We start from the raw sequence: 16,897 nt of genomic DNA, 5'->3' as shown, positions 1-16,897 counted from the left end.
CTGGCCTCACGCAGCGACGGCGGCGCGGCGCCGGGCGGCGGCCAGGGTGGTGAAATAGACCGCCTCCAGTCCCGGCTGGGCAGGCTCGAAGCCCTCGCCGGGATCGTGGTCGGCGGTGATGAACACCAGGGTGGCGCCGGCGAACAGGCGGGTGGCGATCACCTCGTGGCGGCCGCGGAGGCTGTCCAGCTCGGGTTTGGCGATGGTCTTGCGCCAAACCCGCCCGTCCAGCCGGGCGATCAGCTCGCCCGGCGAGCCCTCCAGGCGGATCTTGCCGTCGGCGAGCACCGCCATGCGCGGGCAAAGGTCCGAGACGTCCTCGACGATGTGCGTCGAGAGAATCACCACCACGTTCTCGCCCACCTCGGCCAAAAGGTTGAGGAAGCGGTTACGCTCCTCGGGGTCCAGACCCGCCGTGGGCTCGTCGACGATCAGAAGCTTGGGGTCGCCGATCAGGGCCTGGGCGATGCCGAAGCGCTGACGCATGCCGCCGGAAAACCCGGCCAGGGCTTTCTTGCGCACATCCCACAGGTTGGTCTGGACCAGGAGGCGCTCGACCGTCTCCTTGCGCGCCTTGGGCTCGGCCACGCCTTTCAGCACGGCCATGTGGTCCAGCATGTCGAGGGCCGAGACGCGTGGATAGACGCCGAAATCCTGCGGCAGGTAGCCCAGGGTGCGCCTCAGGCGTTCTGGATCGGCGATCACGTCGATCCCGTCGAAGACGATACTGCCCGAGGTCGGGGTCTGCAGGGTGGCGATCGAGCGCATCAGGGTCGACTTGCCGGCCCCGTTCGGACCCAAGAGCCCGAACATGCCCCGCGGAATCTCCAGGTCGATATTGTCCAGGGCGCGCACGCCGTTGGCATAGACGTGCGTCAGGCCTTTGATCGCCAGCATGAACAGTCCCCTCCTCTTGCGGCCGCCAGACTTGGCGGAGCGCGGGACGAAGGCAACTTAACTCTCTGTAAGCCGGGTGCGGCCTTAGGCGCGGGCGCGCCGCCAGCGGGCCGGCGGGCGGCCGAAGCGGGCGCTGAAGCGGCGGGTGAATTCCGACAGGTCGCCGAAGCCGCAGTCCAGCGCCACCTGAAGCACGCCGTCCTCGCCCGCGGCCAGCCGCTCGGCGGCGGCCTCCAGCCGGCGGCCCAGGATGTAGTGGTAGGGCGTCGCGCCCAGAGTGGCGCGAAAGGCGGTGGCGAAGCGGCGCCGGCTCAGCCCGACCTCGGCGGCGAGGCCGGCTATGGTCAGGGGCTCGGCGAAGCGCTGCTGGATGATCCGCGCCGCCTGCACCGCCTGCGCCTCCTCCCGCGCGCTCGGCCGCTGGAGGCGCCCGTCCTGGTCGCCCGCCAGGGCCGCGCTGGCCATAGCGATGGCCGCCTGCTCTGCGCGCAGGGGGTCCGGCGCGGCCGCCAGGGCCCGGGCCTCGACCATCAGGGGCGCCAGGCTGTCGACCGGCGCCAGGCTCGGCCGCGCGAACCCGGCGCGCCGCACGCCGGCGAGGCCGCCAGCGACATCCTCTGCGAACGCCGGCGAGAAGTGGAACGAGACGCAGCGATCGCCCATCCCGTGCTCGTGGCCGCATTCGAAGCACTTGCCCGCCTCGCCCAGCATCAGGGCGCCGCGGGCCAGCACCGCGCGGCCTTGCCAGGTGCGATAGGTGAAGACCCCCGACATCACCGCCGCCACCGCGGTCCAATCGTGCGCCTCTTCGAAACCGGGATCGTCAGGCCCGCAGCGGCAGATCACCTCCTCAGCGCGCCAGCCGGCCCCCTCGGCCAGGAGGCGGCTGGTGATCGGCTGTGCGCTCGCCAGGGTTTCGTCCATCGCCGGAAACTTAGCCCTTTTCCCCAAGTCACCAAGGGTGGGCCTTGCGAAAACCCTCGCCAGCCGACGCCTTTCGAGAAACGGAGCAAGCCATGGCGACCATCATCCGCACCATCGACCTCGACGCCCCCGCCGACGCGGCCTGGCGCCTGCTCGAGGCCCCCGGCGAGGCCGCCCGCGCTTTTCCGGGCGTCCTGACCGACAGCCATATCGACGGCGACGTGCGCACCGTGACCTTCGCGGGTGGCCTGGTGGCTCGCGAGCGCATCGTCACCCTGGACCCCGAGGCCGGCCGCATCGCCTACAGCGTGATCGAGGGCCGCTTCAGCCATCACAGCGCCGCCATGCAGGTCGAAGCCGCCGGCGAGGGCAAATGCCGCCTGGTCTGGACCAGCGACTTCCTGCCGCAGGAAGCCACGGCGATGGTCGGGCCGCTGATGGACCAGGGCTTGGCCGCCTTCAAGGCCGTGGCGGAGGGGCGCGCATGACCCAACAGCGTCTGTTTGGCGGCTGCGCCTGCGGCGCGGTGCGCTACAGCCTGAAGTCTCCGCCGATGTTCACCCATTGCTGCCACTGCCGCGACTGTCAGCGGCAGACCGGCTCGGCCTTCGTCATCAACGCCCTGATCGAGACCGACCGCATCGCCCTGGAAGGCGAAATCCCCACGCCGACAAGGGTTCCCACCGACAGTGGTCAGCCGCATGACATCTATCGCTGCGCCATCTGCAAGACGGCGCTTTGGAGCGACTATGGCGAGCGACCGGGGCTGCGCTTCGTTAGGGTCGGCACGCTGGACGATCCCTCGGCGATCACGCCCGACGTGCACATCTTCACCAGAAGCCGCCTGCCCTGGGTCGCGCTGCCTCCCGGCAGCCCGGCCTTCGAGATCTATTATCAGGCCATCGAGCTGTGGCCGGAAGAGAGCCTGGCGCGGCGGGCCAGGGTGGTCTGACAACCCATTTCGGGCGCGTTCAGCCCTGCTTAGGAAGTTTCCCTCCATATGCGGCTACCGCGTCCGCCTTCGGATCGGCTCTGAACACGGATGATCGGCCATGCCGGCGAAAGCCGCACGCCCTGGAAAATCGGCCCCGTCCGCCGCACCCGCGGTCGACGTCGATTGGGTCGCCAACAAGATCCTGGCGCGCGCCAAGCAACCGCGGAGTTGGCCGCTGGCTGTCGCCATCGCCATCGGCGCGGCTCTGCTGATCGTTGTCGCCGGGGGTGGCTGGATTACCTGGACCGTGCTCAGCCAGGTGGGCCCGGGACAGAAGGCCGAGGCGTCTTCCGCCCAGCCGGCGCAGGCGACCGCCGCGTCGCAGTCCGCCGATACCGGCGCCAATCCCGCCCCCCAGCCTGACTCTACGCCGGTTCAGCAGGCGCCCGGCGGCGCCCAGGTGATCTCGGCGCCCGCGTCCGACCAGCCCCTGACCCAGGACCAGATCGTCGCCGTGCAGAAGGATACCGCGGAGGACAGGCTCAAGGCCAACCTCCCGGAAAGCCGCGGCCTGACCTATCGCGACGTTCGCACCTTCATCAAAGGCCCGGTGGCGACCAACCCGGCCGTGTTCTGCGGCGAGTTCGACAGCCTCAACCCGGCCGGCGCCCGCGTGGGCTACCAGCACTTCATCAGCTCGACCGAAAACGCCAAGGTCGAGACCATGATGACCCCCGGCGAGTTCAACCAGGCCTGGCGCGACCAGTGCGCCGGCCCGGAAGGCCCCAAGGTCTGGAAGTGAGCTGAGACGCCAGAGGCGCTCCGGGGCCGTCCCGAAGCGCCTCGCCCTGTTCCCCAACAGGCGGCCCATGTCGCTTAAAGCGCCGAGGCCGGAAAAACGAACGCCGTTATGCTGAAGTTCGCCTTGGCCGGCAATTGGCGGATCGTCGCAGGTATTCAGAGGCGCCAGGCGGCGCCCGCGGCCCGGATCGCGGCGACCTTGGCCTCGAAGGCCGACCAGTCGTCGGCCTGGTCGATCGGCGCCCACAGGCCCTCGACCGCCTCGTAGAGCAGTTCCTCGGGCTCTCCTTGCGCGAAATAGGGGTCCGCCAGCCGTTCGGGCCGATCGGGCTCGAAAGCGGCCAGCCGCTCGCGGAAGGCCATGAAGGTCTCGTTGGCGTAGATCTCCGCGCGGGGCCCCTTCAGCGCCCGGGCCGTCTCGCCGCAGAACCAGTCGAAGAAGAACGGCTCCCAGCGCAATGGCTCCCCGCCGGAAGCCAGGGCGCGGAAAGCGGCGTTGACCAGGTCGACATCCTCGTCATCACCGCGCGGCTTCACCCCCAGCCGGTTCAGCATGGCCGCGGTCAGTTCGCGCCGATAGGCGGCGGAAAAGCCGTTCAGGGCCTCGACCAGGGCGTTCTCCTCTGCGACCAGGGCCAGGCACGCGGCCAGCTGCTGCAGGTTCCAGAACACCGCCTCGGGCTGGCGGCCGAAGCTGTAGAGGCCGGTCTGGTCGAAATAGGCCGCTGTGAAGTTGGGGTCGTTGCGCGGTAAAAAGCGCCACGGCCCGTAGTCGAAGCTCTCGCCGGTGATGTTCAGGTTGTCGGTGTTGAGCACCCCGTGCACGAAGCCGGCCGCCATCCAGCGGGCCACCAGCCGCGCCGACGCCTGCACCGCCAGGGCCAGCAGGCCCGCGCCCCGATCGCCGCCCTCTCGCGGCATCAGTTCGGGGTAGTAGTCCTCGGCCGCGTGGTCGACCAGGCGCTGGATGTTGTCGGCCCGCCCCTCGGAGGCGTGGCGCTGGAAGCTGCCGAAGCGGATGTGGCTGTGCGAGAGGCGGGTCAGCACCGCCGAGCGGGTCGGGCTGGGCTCGTCGCCGCGCTGCAGAGCCTCGCCGGTCTCGACGAGGGAAAAGGCGCGGCTGGTGGGCACGCCCAGGGCCTGCAGCATCTCCGCCGCCAGCACCTCGCGCACCCCGCCCTTCAGGGTCAGCCGGCCGTCGCCGCCGCGCGACCAGGGCGTCCGCCCCGACCCCTTGGTGGCCAGGTCAAGGAGCCGCCCCGTCTCCGCTTCCCGCAGCTGGGCGAACAGGAAGCCGCGGCCGTCGCCGAGGTCGGGGTTGTAAACCCGGAACTGGTGGCCGTGATAGCGCATGGCCAGCGGGCCGGGCTGGTTGTCCGGCAGGGCCTCGAAGCCGGCGAAGGCGGCCAGCCATTCCTCGTCGCTCAGCCCCTCCAGCCCGACGCTCGCCGCCGCCCGGTCGTTGCGGAACCTCAGGATGCGGGCCGGGAAATCGGCCGGCGCCACGGGATCGGCGAAATCGGGACCCAGGCGCATGAAGCGCGGGTCGGGGCGGTAGGCGGGCGAGACGGGCATGGCCCTTCAGATGAGCCGTCGCGCAGCCCCTGGCAAGCCGCGCGCCCCTTCCGCCTATGGCGCGACGCATGCTAACCGCAGGCGTGTCGCCGCCGACCGCGTGAAAGGACCCCCTTGGCCCTTCGCTTCAGCCTGGACGCGCAGAGGACCGAGGCCGCCGCCGGGGCGGCGGTCGCAGGCGCGGCGCTGCTTGGCTTCGCCCTGGCCAACTCGCCCGAGGCCCACCGCTATTTCACCCTGATCGGGATGGATTTCACCGTCCGGATCGGGGCTTTTTCCGAGACCATGAGCCGGGGCGCCTGGATCCGCCATGGACTGATGGCGCTCTACTTCTTCGTCATCGGCCTTGAGCTGAAGCAGGAGGTGCTGCGCGGTGAACTTTCCAGCCCCCGCCGCCTGGCCCTGCCGGCCCTGGCGGCCCTGGGCGGCATGGTCGTCCCCATCCTTCTCTGCCTTGCGCTGACTTGGCGCGGCGGGGGATCGGACGGCGCCTGGCCGGTCGCTGCGGCCAATGACGGGGTCATCGCCCTGGCGGTCCTGTCCCTGGTCGGCCGCGGCCTGCCCCAGTCGCTGAAGGTGTTCCTGCAGGCCATGACTGTCGCCGGCCAGCTCGCCGTCTCCGTCCTGATCGCCTTGCTCTACACCGGCCAGATCCATACCTGGCCGCTGGCCGGCGCGGCCCTGGCCCTGATGGGCCTCATCGCCCTGTCGGAATGGAAGGACGCGCCGTTCCTGTTCCGCAGCCTGGGCTATCTCCTGCTATGGGGCTTCGTGCTCAAGTCCGGGATCGACACCGCCTTGGCCGGCCTCGCCGCAGCCTTGACCGTGCCGGGCACCGGCCGCCGCCCTGGTCACGAGGCGGCGCTGCGCAACTATCTTAGGACCCTGAAGCCCTACGTCGACTTCGCCGTCCTGCCCCTGTTCGCCCTGACGGCGGCGGGAATCCCGGTCGCGGGCGCGCCGCTCTGGGCTGCAGCGCCCCTGGCCCTGACCACGGCGCTGGTGCTCGGCAAGCCGGCCGGGGTCATCGCCGCTACCTTCATCGCCATCCGCATGGGCCTCGCCCGCCGACCTACCGGCGCCAGCTGGCTGGAGCTCTGGGGCTTGGCGGCCCTGGCCGGCTCGCCTCTGGTCATCGGCCTGTTCCTGTCAGGCCTCGCCTTCCCGCCGCCCGATCCGGGCGCGAGCGGCTCCACGCTCGCCGTCATGGCCGCCGCAACGGTCTCGGCCGGCGTCGGCGCCCTGGCGCTCGGGGCCTCTGCCGCCCAGCGGCGGCGACTGCGCCCGGAGATCGACGAAGCGGCTTAGGCCAAAGCCGCCTTCAGCGCCTGGGCCGTAGCGTCGATCACCGGCGGCACGGCCGGCGAGACGCCCGCCATGTTGTAGAAGCCATGGATGAAGTTGGCGTATTCGCGGTGCTCGACCGGCACGCCAGCAGCCTTCAGCTTCTCCGCATAGGCCTTGCCCTCGTCCTTCAGGGGGTCGAACCCGGCGGTGACCACCAGGGCCGGCGGCAGGCCGGTCAGCGAGGGACAGTGCAGCACGCTGGCGCGCGGATCGGTCTTGTCGCCGTCCCCGAACAGGCAGGCGGAAAACCAGTCCATGCCCTTCTTGGTCAGGAAATAGCCGTCGGCCAGGGCGTTCATCGATTCCGTGTCTGCGCCGAACTGGACCACCGGATAGAGCAGCATCTGGAAAGCGATGCGGTTCTTGCCCGCGTCGCGCAGGCTGATGGCGACAGAGGCGGCCAGGTTGCCGCCGGCGGAATCGCCGCCGACCGCGATATGGGCCGGGTCGAAGCCGATCTCGTAGGCGTGGGCGAACACCCAATTGGCCGCCGCCACAGCATCGTCGTGCCCGGCCGGAAATTTGGCCTCAGGGGCCAGGCGATAGTCGATGGCGATGATGCGCACGCCCGAGACCTCGCAGAGGCGCCGGCAGAGGCCGTCATGGGTCTCCAGGTCGCCGATCACGAAGCCGCCGCCGTGATAGAAGATCAGCCCCGGCCCGACCGTCGGCGCGCCCTTGGGCGTGTAGAGGCGTGCGGGGATCGGCCCGGCCGCGCCGTCGACCTTCAGCTCCCTGACCTCGCCGCCGAACTTCACCTCGCCGTCGAAGCGCATCGCACGGTAGGCCGCCCGGCCCACGTCCAGCGGCAGGGTGTCCAGCGTCGGCTGGGCCGCGGCTTTGGCCGCATCGAGCATGGCCTTGAACTGAGCGTCGAGCATCTGGCCCCTCCCCTCGTCTTCTTGTTGTCGCGGAAAAGAAAAAGGGCCGGCGGATCGCTCCGCCGGCCCCTTTGGTCGCCTGACCTATTCGGCCGCTTGTGCGGGCGTGTAGCCGAGCACCGCCTTGGTCTCAAGGAACTCGGCGAAGGCGTGGTCGCCCCATTCCCGGCCGTTGCCGCTCATCTTGTAACCGCCGAAGGGCGCCATCAGGTCGCCGCCGGCGCCGTTGATGGCCACCTGGCCAGCGCGCAGCTGCGCGGCCACTTCGCGGATCTTGCCCTGGTCGGAACCGGAGATGTAGGCGGCCAGGCCGTACTCGGTGTCGTTGCCGACCCGGACCGCCTCGTCGACGCTGTCATAGCCCAGGATCGACACCACCGGCCCGAAGATCTCTTCCTTGGCGATGGTCATGTCGTTGGTGACGTTGGCGAACACGGTGGGCTTCACGAAATAGCCCTTCTCGATCCCCTCCGGACGGCCGACGCCGCCGGTGACCAGGGTGGCGCCTTCGTCGATGCCCTTCTGGATCAGGCCCTGGATCTTCTTGAACTGCACTTCCGAGACCACCGGTCCCATCTGCACGTTGCCGTTGGGATCGCCCACGGTGACGCTCTCGGCCGTCGCTTTCGCGATGGCGATCGCCTCTTCCATCTTCTTCGAGGGCACCAGCATCCGGGTCGGCGCATTGCACGACTGGCCGGAGTTCTGCATCACGTGCATCACCCCGCCGCCGACCGCCTTCTTCATGTCGGCGTCTTCCAGGATGATGTTCGGGCTCTTGCCGCCCAGCTCCTGGGCCACGCGCTTGACGGTCGGCGCCGCGGCCTTGGCCACCTCGATGCCGGCGCGGGTCGAGCCGGTGAACGAGACCATGTCGATGTCCGGGTGCGCGCTGATCGCCGCGCCGACGCCCGGGCCGTCGCCGTTGATCATGTTGTAGACGCCAGCGGGGACGCCCGCCGCGTGCATGATCTCGGAGAAGATATAGCCGGAATAGGGCGCCACTTCCGACGGCTTCAGCACCATGGTGCAGCCGGTGGCGAGCGCGGGGGCCACCTTGCAGACGATCTGGTTGATCGGCCAGTTCCAGGGGGTGATGAAGCCGCAGACGCCGATCGGCTCCTTGACGATCCGGGTCGGGCCGCGGTCTTCTTCGAACTTGTAGGCCTTCAGAACCTCGATGGCGGTCTGCAGGTGGCCGATGCCGATCGCCGCCTGGGCCCGCTGCGACAGCGAGGCCGGGGCGCCCATCTCCTCGGTGATGGCGGCGGCCAGGTCGCCATAGCGCTTCTGGTACTCGGCGATGATCCGCTGCAGCACGTCGATCCGCTCCTCGCGGCTGGTCAGCGACCAGGTGGCGAAGGCCTTGCGGGCGGCCTTGACCGCCTTGTCGACGTCGGCGGCGGTCCCGAGCGAGATATGACCGCAGACCTCTTCAGTGGCCGGATTGATCACGTCCAGCTGCTTGGGCGCGACCGGGTCCACCCACTGACCATCGATGTAGAACTTCAGATATTCGCGCATCGCGTCCTCCTCGAACCTTCGGCGAGGCCCGTATCACTCCGGTCGGGCCAATTCGCGCGGCAATATGGGTGATCAATGATCAGGGGGGAAGCCCGAAAGCGGGTGGGTGCTGTTTAAAGACGCTTGCAGTGGGTCACCAGCGGCGGTCAACCGGCGTCCCGTCCAGGGCCTCGGCGATCCTCCGCCGCGTCGAAGGCGTGGTCTCGTCCGGCAGGGCGGCCGGGTCGAACCAGGCGATCCTGCGGACCTCGCCGCGCGAGGTGGGCCGGCAGGCGCGCCAGGCCTCGACGCGATAGAAAAGAACGTGGTCGCCACGGAAACGCCCGCCGTTGAAGTGGATCGAAACCAGCCGCGGCGGTGCGATCAGCTCCACCCCGGCCTCCTCGACCATTTCCCGCGCCAGGGCCTCCTCGCCGCTTTCGCCGTGTTCGACCCCGCCGCCCGGCATGTACCAGCCGGGGACGTAGGTATGCTCGATCAGCAGCACCTGGCCTGCCGCGTCGGTGACAAGGCCGCGCACGCCGAGGGTCACGCCGCGTGTTGCGCGGGCATAGGCATGGAAGGTGGGACGGATGAGGGGCTGGAGCAGGCGTCGAAGCGGCATGGTCGGGAAGCTACAGGAGGGCGGCCTTGCGGTCAGGGCCTCGTCTCGCTAAAGGCGGACTTGGACCGTTTGTGTTGGACATAGCTCCAGGAACCCGCCATGCAAGCCATCGGCATGATCGCCGTCTTCCTTCTCGTCATCCTGGGACTGAACTTCTACGAGTTCGGCCGCGGCGACTGATCCTCGACGGGCCGGCCGCATGTCCAGAGGCGCCTGCCTGATCACCGGCGCGCCCCGGCGCATCGGCCGGGTCTTGGCCTTGGCGGCCGCCGAGGCCGGCTACGACCTTGCCTTGCACGCCCGGGCGCTCGACGGCGACGCGCGCTCGCTGTCCGACGCCATCGAGGCCATGGGCCGCCGCACGGTGCTCTTGGAAGCGGACCTGCGCGACCCCCTGGCGCCCAAGGATCTGGTCGACTGGGCGACCGACGCCCTCGGCCCCCTGACCCTCCTGGTCAACAACGCCTCCCTGTTCGACGACGACCGGCTGGAGAGCCTGACCCTGGACGGCTGGGCCGCCCACCTGGACGCCAACCTGCGCGCGCCGATCTTCCTGGCCCAGGCCTTCGCCGCCCAGGCGCCCGACGGCTCGCTGATCGTCAACCTGCTGGACCAGCGGGTCCTCAAACCCACGCCACAGTTCTTCAGCTACGCCCTCAGCAAGGCAGGCCTTTGGGAAGCCACCCGGATGATGGCCCAGGAGCTCGCCCCCCGCATCCGCGTCAACGGCATCGGCCCCGGCCCCACCCTGCCCTCGGTGCACCAGAGCGCCGCCGACTTCGCCGCCGAGGCGGCCAACATCCCCCTGAAGCGCCGCGCCACCCCGGAGGAGATCGCCGGCGCATTGACCTATCTGATTGACGCCAGGAGCGTGACGGGCCAGATGATCGCCGTCGACGGAGGACAGCATCTTTCCTGGCGCACGCCCGACATCATCGCCCCCTGACGTGGCGGAAATCGAAAGGCCGATGGCGGACTTTCACAATTTTCCGCCTCAAAAACGTTGCATAAGACGCCATGACGGTCTCGGGCCACGTCCCGCGATCTCGGTGACCCGGAGCCTGCGGCGCCCATGAATTTCGCCCTGCCGAAACAGGTCCAGCCAGACGACGCGCCCCAGGCGCAGGTCTCGCGGCTGCACGTGTTCGTGCGCGAACTGCGCATCGACGCCGAGGTCGGCATCTACGGCCACGAATATGGGCGCAAGCAGCCGTTGCTGATCGACGTCGAGCTCGAGATTCTGCCCGGCCCGATCGAGCACATCAGCGACACCCTGAACTACGAAGAGGTGGTGGCCCGCGCCCAGGCCATAGCCGACGCCGGCCACGTGATGCTGATCGAGACCTTCGCCGAGCGCCTCGCCCGCGCATGCCTGGAGGACGTCCGGGTGATGCAGGCGCGGGTCCGGGTGGAAAAGCCCGAGGCGCTGGCGCCCAAGGCCGCGGCGGCCGGGGTGGAGATGATTCTTACCCGTTCGTGACATAGGTCACTGCGACGAATTGATGCCGCGCGTTACGTGGGTTTCACTTGCGTGGCCGCGGGGCCGTGCGCATCTTTTCATAAAGGCCTCGGGCGTCGCTGATTCCTTGTTCTGCAAGGCGCCGGAGGCCAGGGGCGTCGTCATGACCAACGCAACAGGAGCCGTTCCGCCGACCGTGGGCGCCGCCCACGAGGATCGCACCCTGCCGGCCGTGGTCTACGCCCTCTACGCCTTCCAGGCCGTCGCCTGGGGCGTGCCCGCCCTGATCGGCCTCCTGATCGCCTATGTCGGCCTGCAGACCGCGGGGCCAAAGATGCGCACCCATTTCGTGTTCCAGGTGCGCACCGCCTGGATGGCGGTGGCCTGGGGCCTTCTGGGCACGGTCCTGATGATTGTCGGCGGCGTGCTGTCGATCGTGCTGATCGGCATTCCGGTCGTGCAGCTGGGTTTTGCGATCCTCAGCCTGATCTATGTCTGGGTGATCGCCCGGTGCATCGCCGGCGCCATCCACCTGGCCCAGGACCTGGCCTATCCGCGGCCCAGGAGCTGGCTGGTCTGAGGCGAGGCTCGATCCGCCCGCAGTCCCCTACCGCCCGCCGCCGCCCGTGATCTCCTTGATCAGGGCCTGGATCTGGGTCTTGCCGCCGGCGCCCCAGACGCGCTTGAGGTGGGTCAGGGTGCGGGCCGCGGCGCCCTCGAACTTCCATTCGCAATCGGTGAATCGGCAGCCGGCGAAGCTTGGCGGCGCCTCCCCCGCATAGACCAGCCGGCACGAGCGGAATTCGCAGTCCTCGAAGCTCTCGCCATCGAGCATGACGGTTTCATGGTTATAGAGGGTCGTAGTCTGCACGTGAGCCTTCAACTTTCTTCGGGCGGGGCGGCCGGCGCCTCGCCGTCGCGCTCTTTGGCCTCGCGCTTGGCGTTGGCCTTTTCCGCAAGCTTGATCGCCTTCAGGCGTTCGCGTTCGCGGCGTTCGAAATCATAGTTCGGCTTACGGGCCATGCGATCGGCTTCCGAGGGTCAGCGCGCCTTGCGAGCCGCATAGCGGGCGTCGCGTTTGGCCTTGGCTTCGGCCTTCGTCAGGGCCTTGCGTTCCTTGCGCTGGCCGCGCTTGGCGTCAAGGTCGGCGGCTTCGAGGTCCAGCTGGGCCTTGCGGGCTGCTTCCTGAGCTTCGAGCGCAGCCTGTCGGGCCGCGGCTCGCGCCACGGCGCGCTCTTCGCGGACCCGGTCGAGTTCAGCGGCTTGCCTGGCGGAGCGAGGCGTAAAGTTGGGGTCTGTGACCGTGGGCCTGGGCTGGAGCTTGGCCAGCAGGGCCTTCTTGGCCTCGGCTGCGGTCTTCAGGCGGTCGGCGAAGCCGGTGTTCAAAGCTGCGTTCATAGGTCCTTGAGCGGTCTTTGGGCGGCGCGAACCGGGCCGGATGGGGTTGTCGCCCCCTTGGGCGGTGAGGTCTGGCGTCAGATAGAGCTCGGCCGGCCCAGGTGTGCTCACCCGGGCCGGCCGATCTCGGAGGTCTTACGCGGCCTGCAGTTGGCCGGCGGACATCTTGCCGCTGCGCTGGTCGCGCTCGAGTTCATAGGAGATCTTCTGGCCTTCATGGATCGAGCCGAGGCTCGAACGCTCGACCGCGGAGATGTGGACGAACACGTCCGGGCCGCCGTTGTCGGGTTGGATGAAGCCGAAGCCCTTGGTGGCGTTGAACCACTTCACAGTGCCGATATTCATTTTGAATCACCTTTCCGGTGTCATTGCTCGCGCGACGGGATTGACGCGCCTGATCAAATTTTCGGAGAGGATCGTTGCAGGCTCGGAATTCTGATCCAGAAGACCAGGCAGAGAGAGCGGCCGAACCAAAGCGATATTCGATGGTTCATCTACCATCAATCGAGGGCGTCCGTCCAGAAAAACTCAATAATATTGAATTTTCTCGTGACGATACGCCGCCCCGTACAGATTATTCATGAACGAATCGAATGAGTTCGGCCTGATTGGGATCCGGGCGGAGTCGGGTCGGTGCGGTCCGCGCCGCCCGCACTAAAGGCCCGACTGGGCATCGCGCCGATTAGCGCAGGCCGGACGCAGCAATGGTCTGGTGAGCCTGCGAACGCCCGGGCTATGGTCTATGATCCGCGGTCTGTCCGCATGAGCAAGGAGGCTCGATGAACGCCCGCAATGGCGCCGACGCCCGCGACCGCCACCTCCTGGTGGTCGATGACGACGATCGGATCCGCGACCTGCTGCGCGAGTTTCTCGCCCGCGCCGGATTTCGCGTCAGCGTGGCCGCCGACGCCGCCGCGGCCCGACGCCTGCTGCTGGCGCTGGAGTTCGACCTTCTGGTGTTCGACGTGATGATGCCGGGCGAGGACGGCTTCTCCCTCACCCACTGGGTCCGCAACCACGCCCCGGCCCGCCTGACCCCGGTCCTGATGCTCACCGCCCGCGACGCCGCCAGCGACCGCATCGAGGGCCTGACCCTGGGCGCCGACGACTATCTGGCCAAGCCGTTCGAACCCCAGGAGCTCCTGCTGCGCATCGAGGCGATCCTGCGCCGCACCGCCGCCAGGCCGGCCGGTTCAAAAATGCTCTCTCTCGGCCGCTGCAGCTTCGACGTCGATCGGGGCGAGTTGCTCCAGGGCGAGACCCCGATCCGCCTGACCGAGGCCGAGGCCCAGCTGCTGCGTCGCCTGGCCGCCAACGCCAACCTGCCGGTTGACCGGCTGGACCTGGCCCGCGAGACCGCCGACGTGAGCGGCCGGGCGGTGGACGTCCAGGTCACCCGCCTGCGCCGCAAGATCGAGGCAGACCCCAAGGCCCCGCGCTACCTGCAGACCGTGCGGGGCGTCGGCTACATGCTTGCCCCTGACTAGAGCCCCCGGCTTGGCCTCGCTCTCGCCCCGATCCGCCCTGCGCCTGTTCTGGCCGCGCCTGATCAAGCGCTGGTTGCCGAGTTCGCTGTTCGGCCGCTCGCTCCTGATCATCGTCCTGCCGGTGGCCCTGATGCAGGTCGCCGTCACCTGGGCCTTCTTCAACGCCCAATGGCAGGAGGTGAACACCCGCCTGTCCGAGGGCCTGGCCGGCGACATTGCCTGGGTGGTCGAGACCTATCAGAGCGATCCCTCGCCGCCGGCCCTGACCAAGCTGACCAACGAGGCCGAGCGGTCCCTGGGCCTGTCGGTCAAGCTCTATGAGGGCCGCACCCTGCCGACCGGCAACCGCGCGTCCCTGATCTCGCCCGGCGACCGGGCGCTGAAGGCGGCGCTGAGCGACCGCCTGGACCAGCCCTTCTGGTTCGATTCGACGCGCTATCCCGCGGACCTCGACATCCGCGTCCAGGTCACGGCCGGGGTGCTGCGAGTGATCGCCCCCCGCGACCGGGCCATGACCACCAAGAGCAACATCTTCATCCTGTGGATGACCGGCGCCACCGTGCTGCTGACCGGGGTCGCCATCCTGTTCATCCGCAACCAGGTGCGCTCGATCGAGCGCCTGGCCGACGCCGCCGACGCCTTCGGCCGCGGCGGCGACGTGCCCCAGTTCAAGCCCCACGGCGCGCGCGAGGTCAGGAAGGCCGCCCAGGCCTTCATCGCCATGAAGGAGCGCATCCAGCGGCATATAGACCAGCGCACTGCGCTCCTGGCCTCGGTCAGCCACGACCTTCGCACGCCGCTAACCCGGCTCAAGCTGGAGGCGGCCCTGGCCGAGCCCAGCAAGCGGGTCGACGCCATCAAGCGCGACCTGTCGGAAATGGAGCACATGATCGATGAGTACCTCGCCTTCGCCCGCGGCCAGGGCGGCGAGGCGGTCGAGGAGACTTCTTTGCGCGAGCTGATCGAGGTGGTGGCCGACGGCGCCGAGCGCGGCGGGGCGAGCCTGAGCCTTGAGATCGAGCCGGACCTGATCGCCAAGCTGCGCCCCAACGTATTCAAGCGGGCCCTGTCCAACCTGATCATGAACGCGGCCGCGCACGGCGAGGAGGTGGTGGTGGCGGCCAGAGCCCGATCCGGCGGCGGGGTCGAGATCACCGTCGACGACGACGGCCCCGGCATCCCGCCCGACCGCTATGAAGAGGCGTTCAAGCCGTTCAACCGCCTGGACGAGGCGCGCAACCAGAACGAAAAGGGCGTCGGTTTGGGTCTGGCCATCGCCCGCGACGTCGTCAGAGGCCTGGGCGGCGACCTGACCCTGGACCGCAGTCCCCTTGGCGGGCTGCGCGCCATAATTCGCCTGCCCGGCTAGCCGCCTTGCCTTGGGCGGCCGCCGCCCGCACAAAACCCAGAGTCGAACGAGGATCATCATAGCGCATGGCGGACATCAGAGGCCCCTGGGAGCAGCTTCCGCCACCTCCGGTCGTCGAGCCGGCGCCGCAGCCGCCCCCGCCCACTCCACGCTCCGGCCGTAGGGGTCTCGTCCTGCTGGCCGTGCTGGTCCTGGGCGGCCTCGGCGCCTACGCCCTCAACCGCGCCTATCCCGGGCGGCTGAACGGACCCATGGACTGGGAGAACCTAGCCTGGAGCGGCGGCATGTTGGCCCTGGTCGGGTCGAGCCTGCTGGCGCGGCGGATCCCCTTGGGGCAGGCGCTGCGCTACAGCCTGATCTGGGGCGCCCTGGCGGCGGTGCTCGTCGCCGGCTACAGCTTTCGCGACCAGTTCGCCAGCTGGGCCGGCCAGGTCCGCTCCGAGCTCGATCCTTCCCATCCGGTGGCGCTGGCCTCGCACGAGATGATGCTGACCCAGGACACTGACGGCCAGTACTATGCGGTCGCCCGGGTCGACGGCCAGCCGGTCACATTCATGTTCGACACCGGCGCCAGCGATATCGTGCTGAGCCCGGACGACGCCCGCCGGGTCGGGGTCGACATGGCCGCGCTTCACTTCGATACGCCCTACGAAACCGCCAACGGCGAGGGCTTGGGCGCGCGCGCCTCTGTCCACGCCCTGTCGCTCGGCGGCCTGCGGCTGGACAAGGTCCCCGTCTCGATCAACCAGCAGGCCATGCGCACTTCACTGCTGGGCATGGCCTTCTTCAAGCGGCTGGACTCCTATTCGTTCGAAGGCAAGCGCTTGAAACTGCGCTGGCGATGACCAAAAAGCCCTTCCCCGCGAAGGGAAGGGCTCTTGGACCATCGGACGAGGCGGCTGGTTCAGTCGCTGAACGAGGCCGAGGCGCCGAGATTGGCCGAGGCGCCAGGGCTCGAAGCCGAACCTGAGCCCGAGGCCTTGGCCGAAGAGGAGCCGCCTGAGGCCGAGGCGGTCTGTCCGCCGAGGGAGCCTGAGCCATGCCCCGAGGCGCCGCCAGACGAGGCCGTGGTCGACCTGGAGCCCGACCCCGACGCCTTCGAGCCGGAGCTCTTCGACGCCGTGGCCGAACCCTTTCCAGCGCCGGAACCGTTGGCGCTGAGTGCCGAGCGCGTGGCGCTGGCCGAGCCCGAGCCCGCCGCCGAACCTGCCGCCGAAAGGCTGTTGGCGGCATTGTCGGCCTGGCTCGTCAGGCCGCCGGCCGCCCCTTGCGCATCCTGGGCGGTCGAGGCCGCCTGGGTCTTGGCGGCGGAAACCGCATTCGCAGCCTTGGACTTGGCGCTGGAAGCGGCGGCGCCGGCAGTCTGGGCGGCGTCCGAAGCGCGCGAGCGGACGCGTCTCGCCGTGTTGCTCACCTCATCCTGCGCCGAGCCCAGGACATCGCCGGTTCCGAACTGGCCGGAGGCCGAGCCGGTCAGGCCGCCGTTCAGCATGCCGCCGGCGCCGCCGAGGCCGCCCAAGCCGCCCAGGCTTCCAGCCAGGCCACCGCCGCCCATCAGGCCGCCGCCGCCACCGAGCCCCAGGGGGCCCGCCTGGGCGGAGGCGGAGACCATGGCCGCGCCGGCGGCCAGGGCCAGGATCAGGGAAAGCTTACGCATCGTCGTTCTCCTTGTCTGCGTGGGGCGGCTCAGCGCCTCT

Annotated in this window: 21 protein-coding genes; 10 read left to right on the top strand and 11 right to left on the bottom strand. The window is 69.2% G+C overall.

Going from position 1 to position 16,897, the window contains the following annotated elements:
• Positions 1-6: 6 nt before the first annotated feature.
• Positions 7-897 (bottom strand): ABC transporter ATP-binding protein, encoded by an 891-nt coding sequence (locus tag KCG34_RS19885; protein ID WP_211937339.1) that lies wholly within the window; start codon positions 895-897, stop codon positions 7-9.
• Between the two features lie 84 nt (positions 898-981).
• Positions 982-1,821, bottom strand: coding sequence for an AraC family transcriptional regulator (locus tag KCG34_RS19880; RefSeq protein ID WP_211937338.1), 840 nt, complete (start codon positions 1,819-1,821; stop codon positions 982-984).
• Between the two features lie 92 nt (positions 1,822-1,913).
• On the opposite strand from KCG34_RS19880, the gene KCG34_RS19875 reads away from it, so the two are divergent.
• The 3 genes from KCG34_RS19875 (at position 1,914) to KCG34_RS19865 (ending at position 3,557) form a co-directional block, all read left to right on the top strand.
• Positions 1,914-2,309: an SRPBCC family protein gene (locus tag KCG34_RS19875; protein WP_211937337.1), complete on the top strand. Its 396-nt coding sequence runs from the start codon at positions 1,914-1,916 to the stop codon at positions 2,307-2,309.
• On the top strand, positions 2,306-2,773 hold the full coding sequence (locus tag KCG34_RS19870) for a GFA family protein (protein WP_249138093.1): 468 nt from the start codon (positions 2,306-2,308) through the stop codon (positions 2,771-2,773). Before KCG34_RS19875 ends, KCG34_RS19870 begins: the two co-directional genes overlap by 4 nt.
• 100 nt (positions 2,774-2,873) lie before the next feature.
• Complete coding sequence (locus KCG34_RS19865) at positions 2,874-3,557, top strand: hypothetical protein (protein WP_211937336.1); 684 nt, start codon at positions 2,874-2,876, stop codon at positions 3,555-3,557.
• A 155-nt stretch (positions 3,558-3,712) separates the two neighbouring features.
• Here the strand turns inward: KCG34_RS19865 and KCG34_RS19860 are convergent, their stop codons facing one another.
• Positions 3,713-5,131, bottom strand: a complete 1,419-nt coding sequence (locus tag KCG34_RS19860) for a protein adenylyltransferase SelO (protein WP_211937335.1) — start codon at positions 5,129-5,131, stop codon at positions 3,713-3,715.
• 114 nt (positions 5,132-5,245) lie between these two features.
• Here KCG34_RS19860 and KCG34_RS19855 point away from each other — a divergent pair, with 114 nt between their 5' ends.
• Positions 5,246-6,439, top strand: a complete 1,194-nt coding sequence (locus tag KCG34_RS19855; RefSeq protein ID WP_211937334.1) for a Na+/H+ antiporter NhaA — start codon at positions 5,246-5,248, stop codon at positions 6,437-6,439.
• Here the strand turns inward: KCG34_RS19855 and KCG34_RS19850 are convergent.
• The 3 genes from KCG34_RS19850 to KCG34_RS19840 all read right to left on the bottom strand — a co-directional run bounded on the left by KCG34_RS19850 (position 6,436) and on the right by KCG34_RS19840 (position 9,487).
• A complete protein-coding gene (locus tag KCG34_RS19850) occupies positions 6,436-7,359 on the bottom strand; it encodes an alpha/beta hydrolase (RefSeq protein WP_211937333.1) in 924 nt (307 codons plus the stop codon). The two genes, KCG34_RS19855 and KCG34_RS19850, sit on opposite strands and share 4 nt — an antisense overlap.
• 84 nt (positions 7,360-7,443) lie before the next feature.
• A complete protein-coding gene (locus KCG34_RS19845) occupies positions 7,444-8,883 on the bottom strand; it encodes an aldehyde dehydrogenase family protein (RefSeq protein ID WP_211937332.1) in 1,440 nt (479 codons plus the stop codon).
• 133 nt (positions 8,884-9,016) lie between these two features.
• On the bottom strand, positions 9,017-9,487 hold the full coding sequence (locus KCG34_RS19840) for an NUDIX domain-containing protein (protein ID WP_211937331.1): 471 nt from the start codon (positions 9,485-9,487) through the stop codon (positions 9,017-9,019).
• A gap of 199 nt (positions 9,488-9,686) precedes the next feature.
• On the opposite strand from KCG34_RS19840, the gene KCG34_RS19835 reads away from it, so the two are divergent.
• The 3 genes from KCG34_RS19835 to KCG34_RS19825 all read left to right on the top strand — a co-directional run bounded on the left by KCG34_RS19835 (position 9,687) and on the right by KCG34_RS19825 (position 11,526).
• Positions 9,687-10,433, top strand: coding sequence for an SDR family oxidoreductase (locus KCG34_RS19835; protein ID WP_211937330.1), 747 nt, complete (start codon positions 9,687-9,689; stop codon positions 10,431-10,433).
• 126 nt (positions 10,434-10,559) lie between these two features.
• Positions 10,560-10,967 carry a dihydroneopterin aldolase gene (gene folB, locus KCG34_RS19830; RefSeq protein ID WP_211937329.1) on the top strand — a complete coding sequence of 136 codons (408 nt, stop codon included), beginning with the start codon at positions 10,560-10,562 and terminating at the stop codon, positions 10,965-10,967.
• Between the two features lie 142 nt (positions 10,968-11,109).
• A complete protein-coding gene (locus KCG34_RS19825) occupies positions 11,110-11,526 on the top strand; it encodes a hypothetical protein (RefSeq protein WP_211937328.1) in 417 nt (138 codons plus the stop codon).
• A 27-nt stretch (positions 11,527-11,553) separates the two neighbouring features.
• On the opposite strand, the gene KCG34_RS19820 is transcribed toward KCG34_RS19825, so the two are convergent.
• The 4 genes from KCG34_RS19820 to KCG34_RS19805 all read right to left on the bottom strand — a co-directional run bounded on the left by KCG34_RS19820 (position 11,554) and on the right by KCG34_RS19805 (position 12,689).
• Positions 11,554-11,817 (bottom strand): hypothetical protein, encoded by a 264-nt coding sequence (locus tag KCG34_RS19820; RefSeq protein ID WP_211937327.1) that lies wholly within the window; start codon positions 11,815-11,817, stop codon positions 11,554-11,556.
• Between the two features lie 8 nt (positions 11,818-11,825).
• Complete coding sequence (locus tag KCG34_RS19815; protein ID WP_211937326.1) at positions 11,826-11,969, bottom strand: hypothetical protein; 144 nt, start codon at positions 11,967-11,969, stop codon at positions 11,826-11,828.
• Positions 11,970-11,987: 18 nt separating this feature from the next.
• Positions 11,988-12,344: a DUF6481 family protein gene (locus KCG34_RS19810; protein ID WP_211937325.1), complete on the bottom strand. Its 357-nt coding sequence runs from the start codon at positions 12,342-12,344 to the stop codon at positions 11,988-11,990.
• Between the two features lie 135 nt (positions 12,345-12,479).
• Positions 12,480-12,689, bottom strand: a complete 210-nt coding sequence (locus tag KCG34_RS19805) for a cold-shock protein (RefSeq protein WP_211937324.1) — start codon at positions 12,687-12,689, stop codon at positions 12,480-12,482.
• Positions 12,690-13,123: 434 nt separating this feature from the next.
• On the opposite strand from KCG34_RS19805, the gene KCG34_RS19800 reads away from it, so the two are divergent.
• The 3 genes from KCG34_RS19800 to KCG34_RS19790 all read left to right on the top strand — a co-directional run bounded on the left by KCG34_RS19800 (position 13,124) and on the right by KCG34_RS19790 (position 16,045).
• A complete protein-coding gene (locus KCG34_RS19800; protein WP_211937323.1) occupies positions 13,124-13,831 on the top strand; it encodes a response regulator in 708 nt (235 codons plus the stop codon).
• A gap of 10 nt (positions 13,832-13,841) precedes the next feature.
• Positions 13,842-15,200 carry an ATP-binding protein gene (locus KCG34_RS19795; RefSeq protein ID WP_249138092.1) on the top strand — a complete coding sequence of 453 codons (1,359 nt, stop codon included), beginning with the start codon at positions 13,842-13,844 and terminating at the stop codon, positions 15,198-15,200.
• Between the two features lie 65 nt (positions 15,201-15,265).
• Positions 15,266-16,045, top strand: a complete 780-nt coding sequence (locus KCG34_RS19790) for a retropepsin-like aspartic protease family protein (protein WP_211937322.1) — start codon at positions 15,266-15,268, stop codon at positions 16,043-16,045.
• A gap of 59 nt (positions 16,046-16,104) precedes the next feature.
• On the opposite strand, the gene KCG34_RS19785 is transcribed toward KCG34_RS19790, so the two are convergent.
• Positions 16,105-16,857, bottom strand: coding sequence for a hypothetical protein (locus tag KCG34_RS19785; RefSeq protein ID WP_211937321.1), 753 nt, complete (start codon positions 16,855-16,857; stop codon positions 16,105-16,107).
• Positions 16,858-16,897 lie beyond the last annotated feature (40 nt).

The sequence above is a fragment of the Phenylobacterium montanum genome, from assembly GCF_018135625.1.
Taxonomy (GTDB): domain Bacteria; phylum Pseudomonadota; class Alphaproteobacteria; order Caulobacterales; family Caulobacteraceae; genus Poindextera; species Poindextera montana.
The sequence above is the reverse complement of the archived record's forward strand: the minus strand, read 5'-3'. Positions and strand labels throughout refer to the sequence as shown.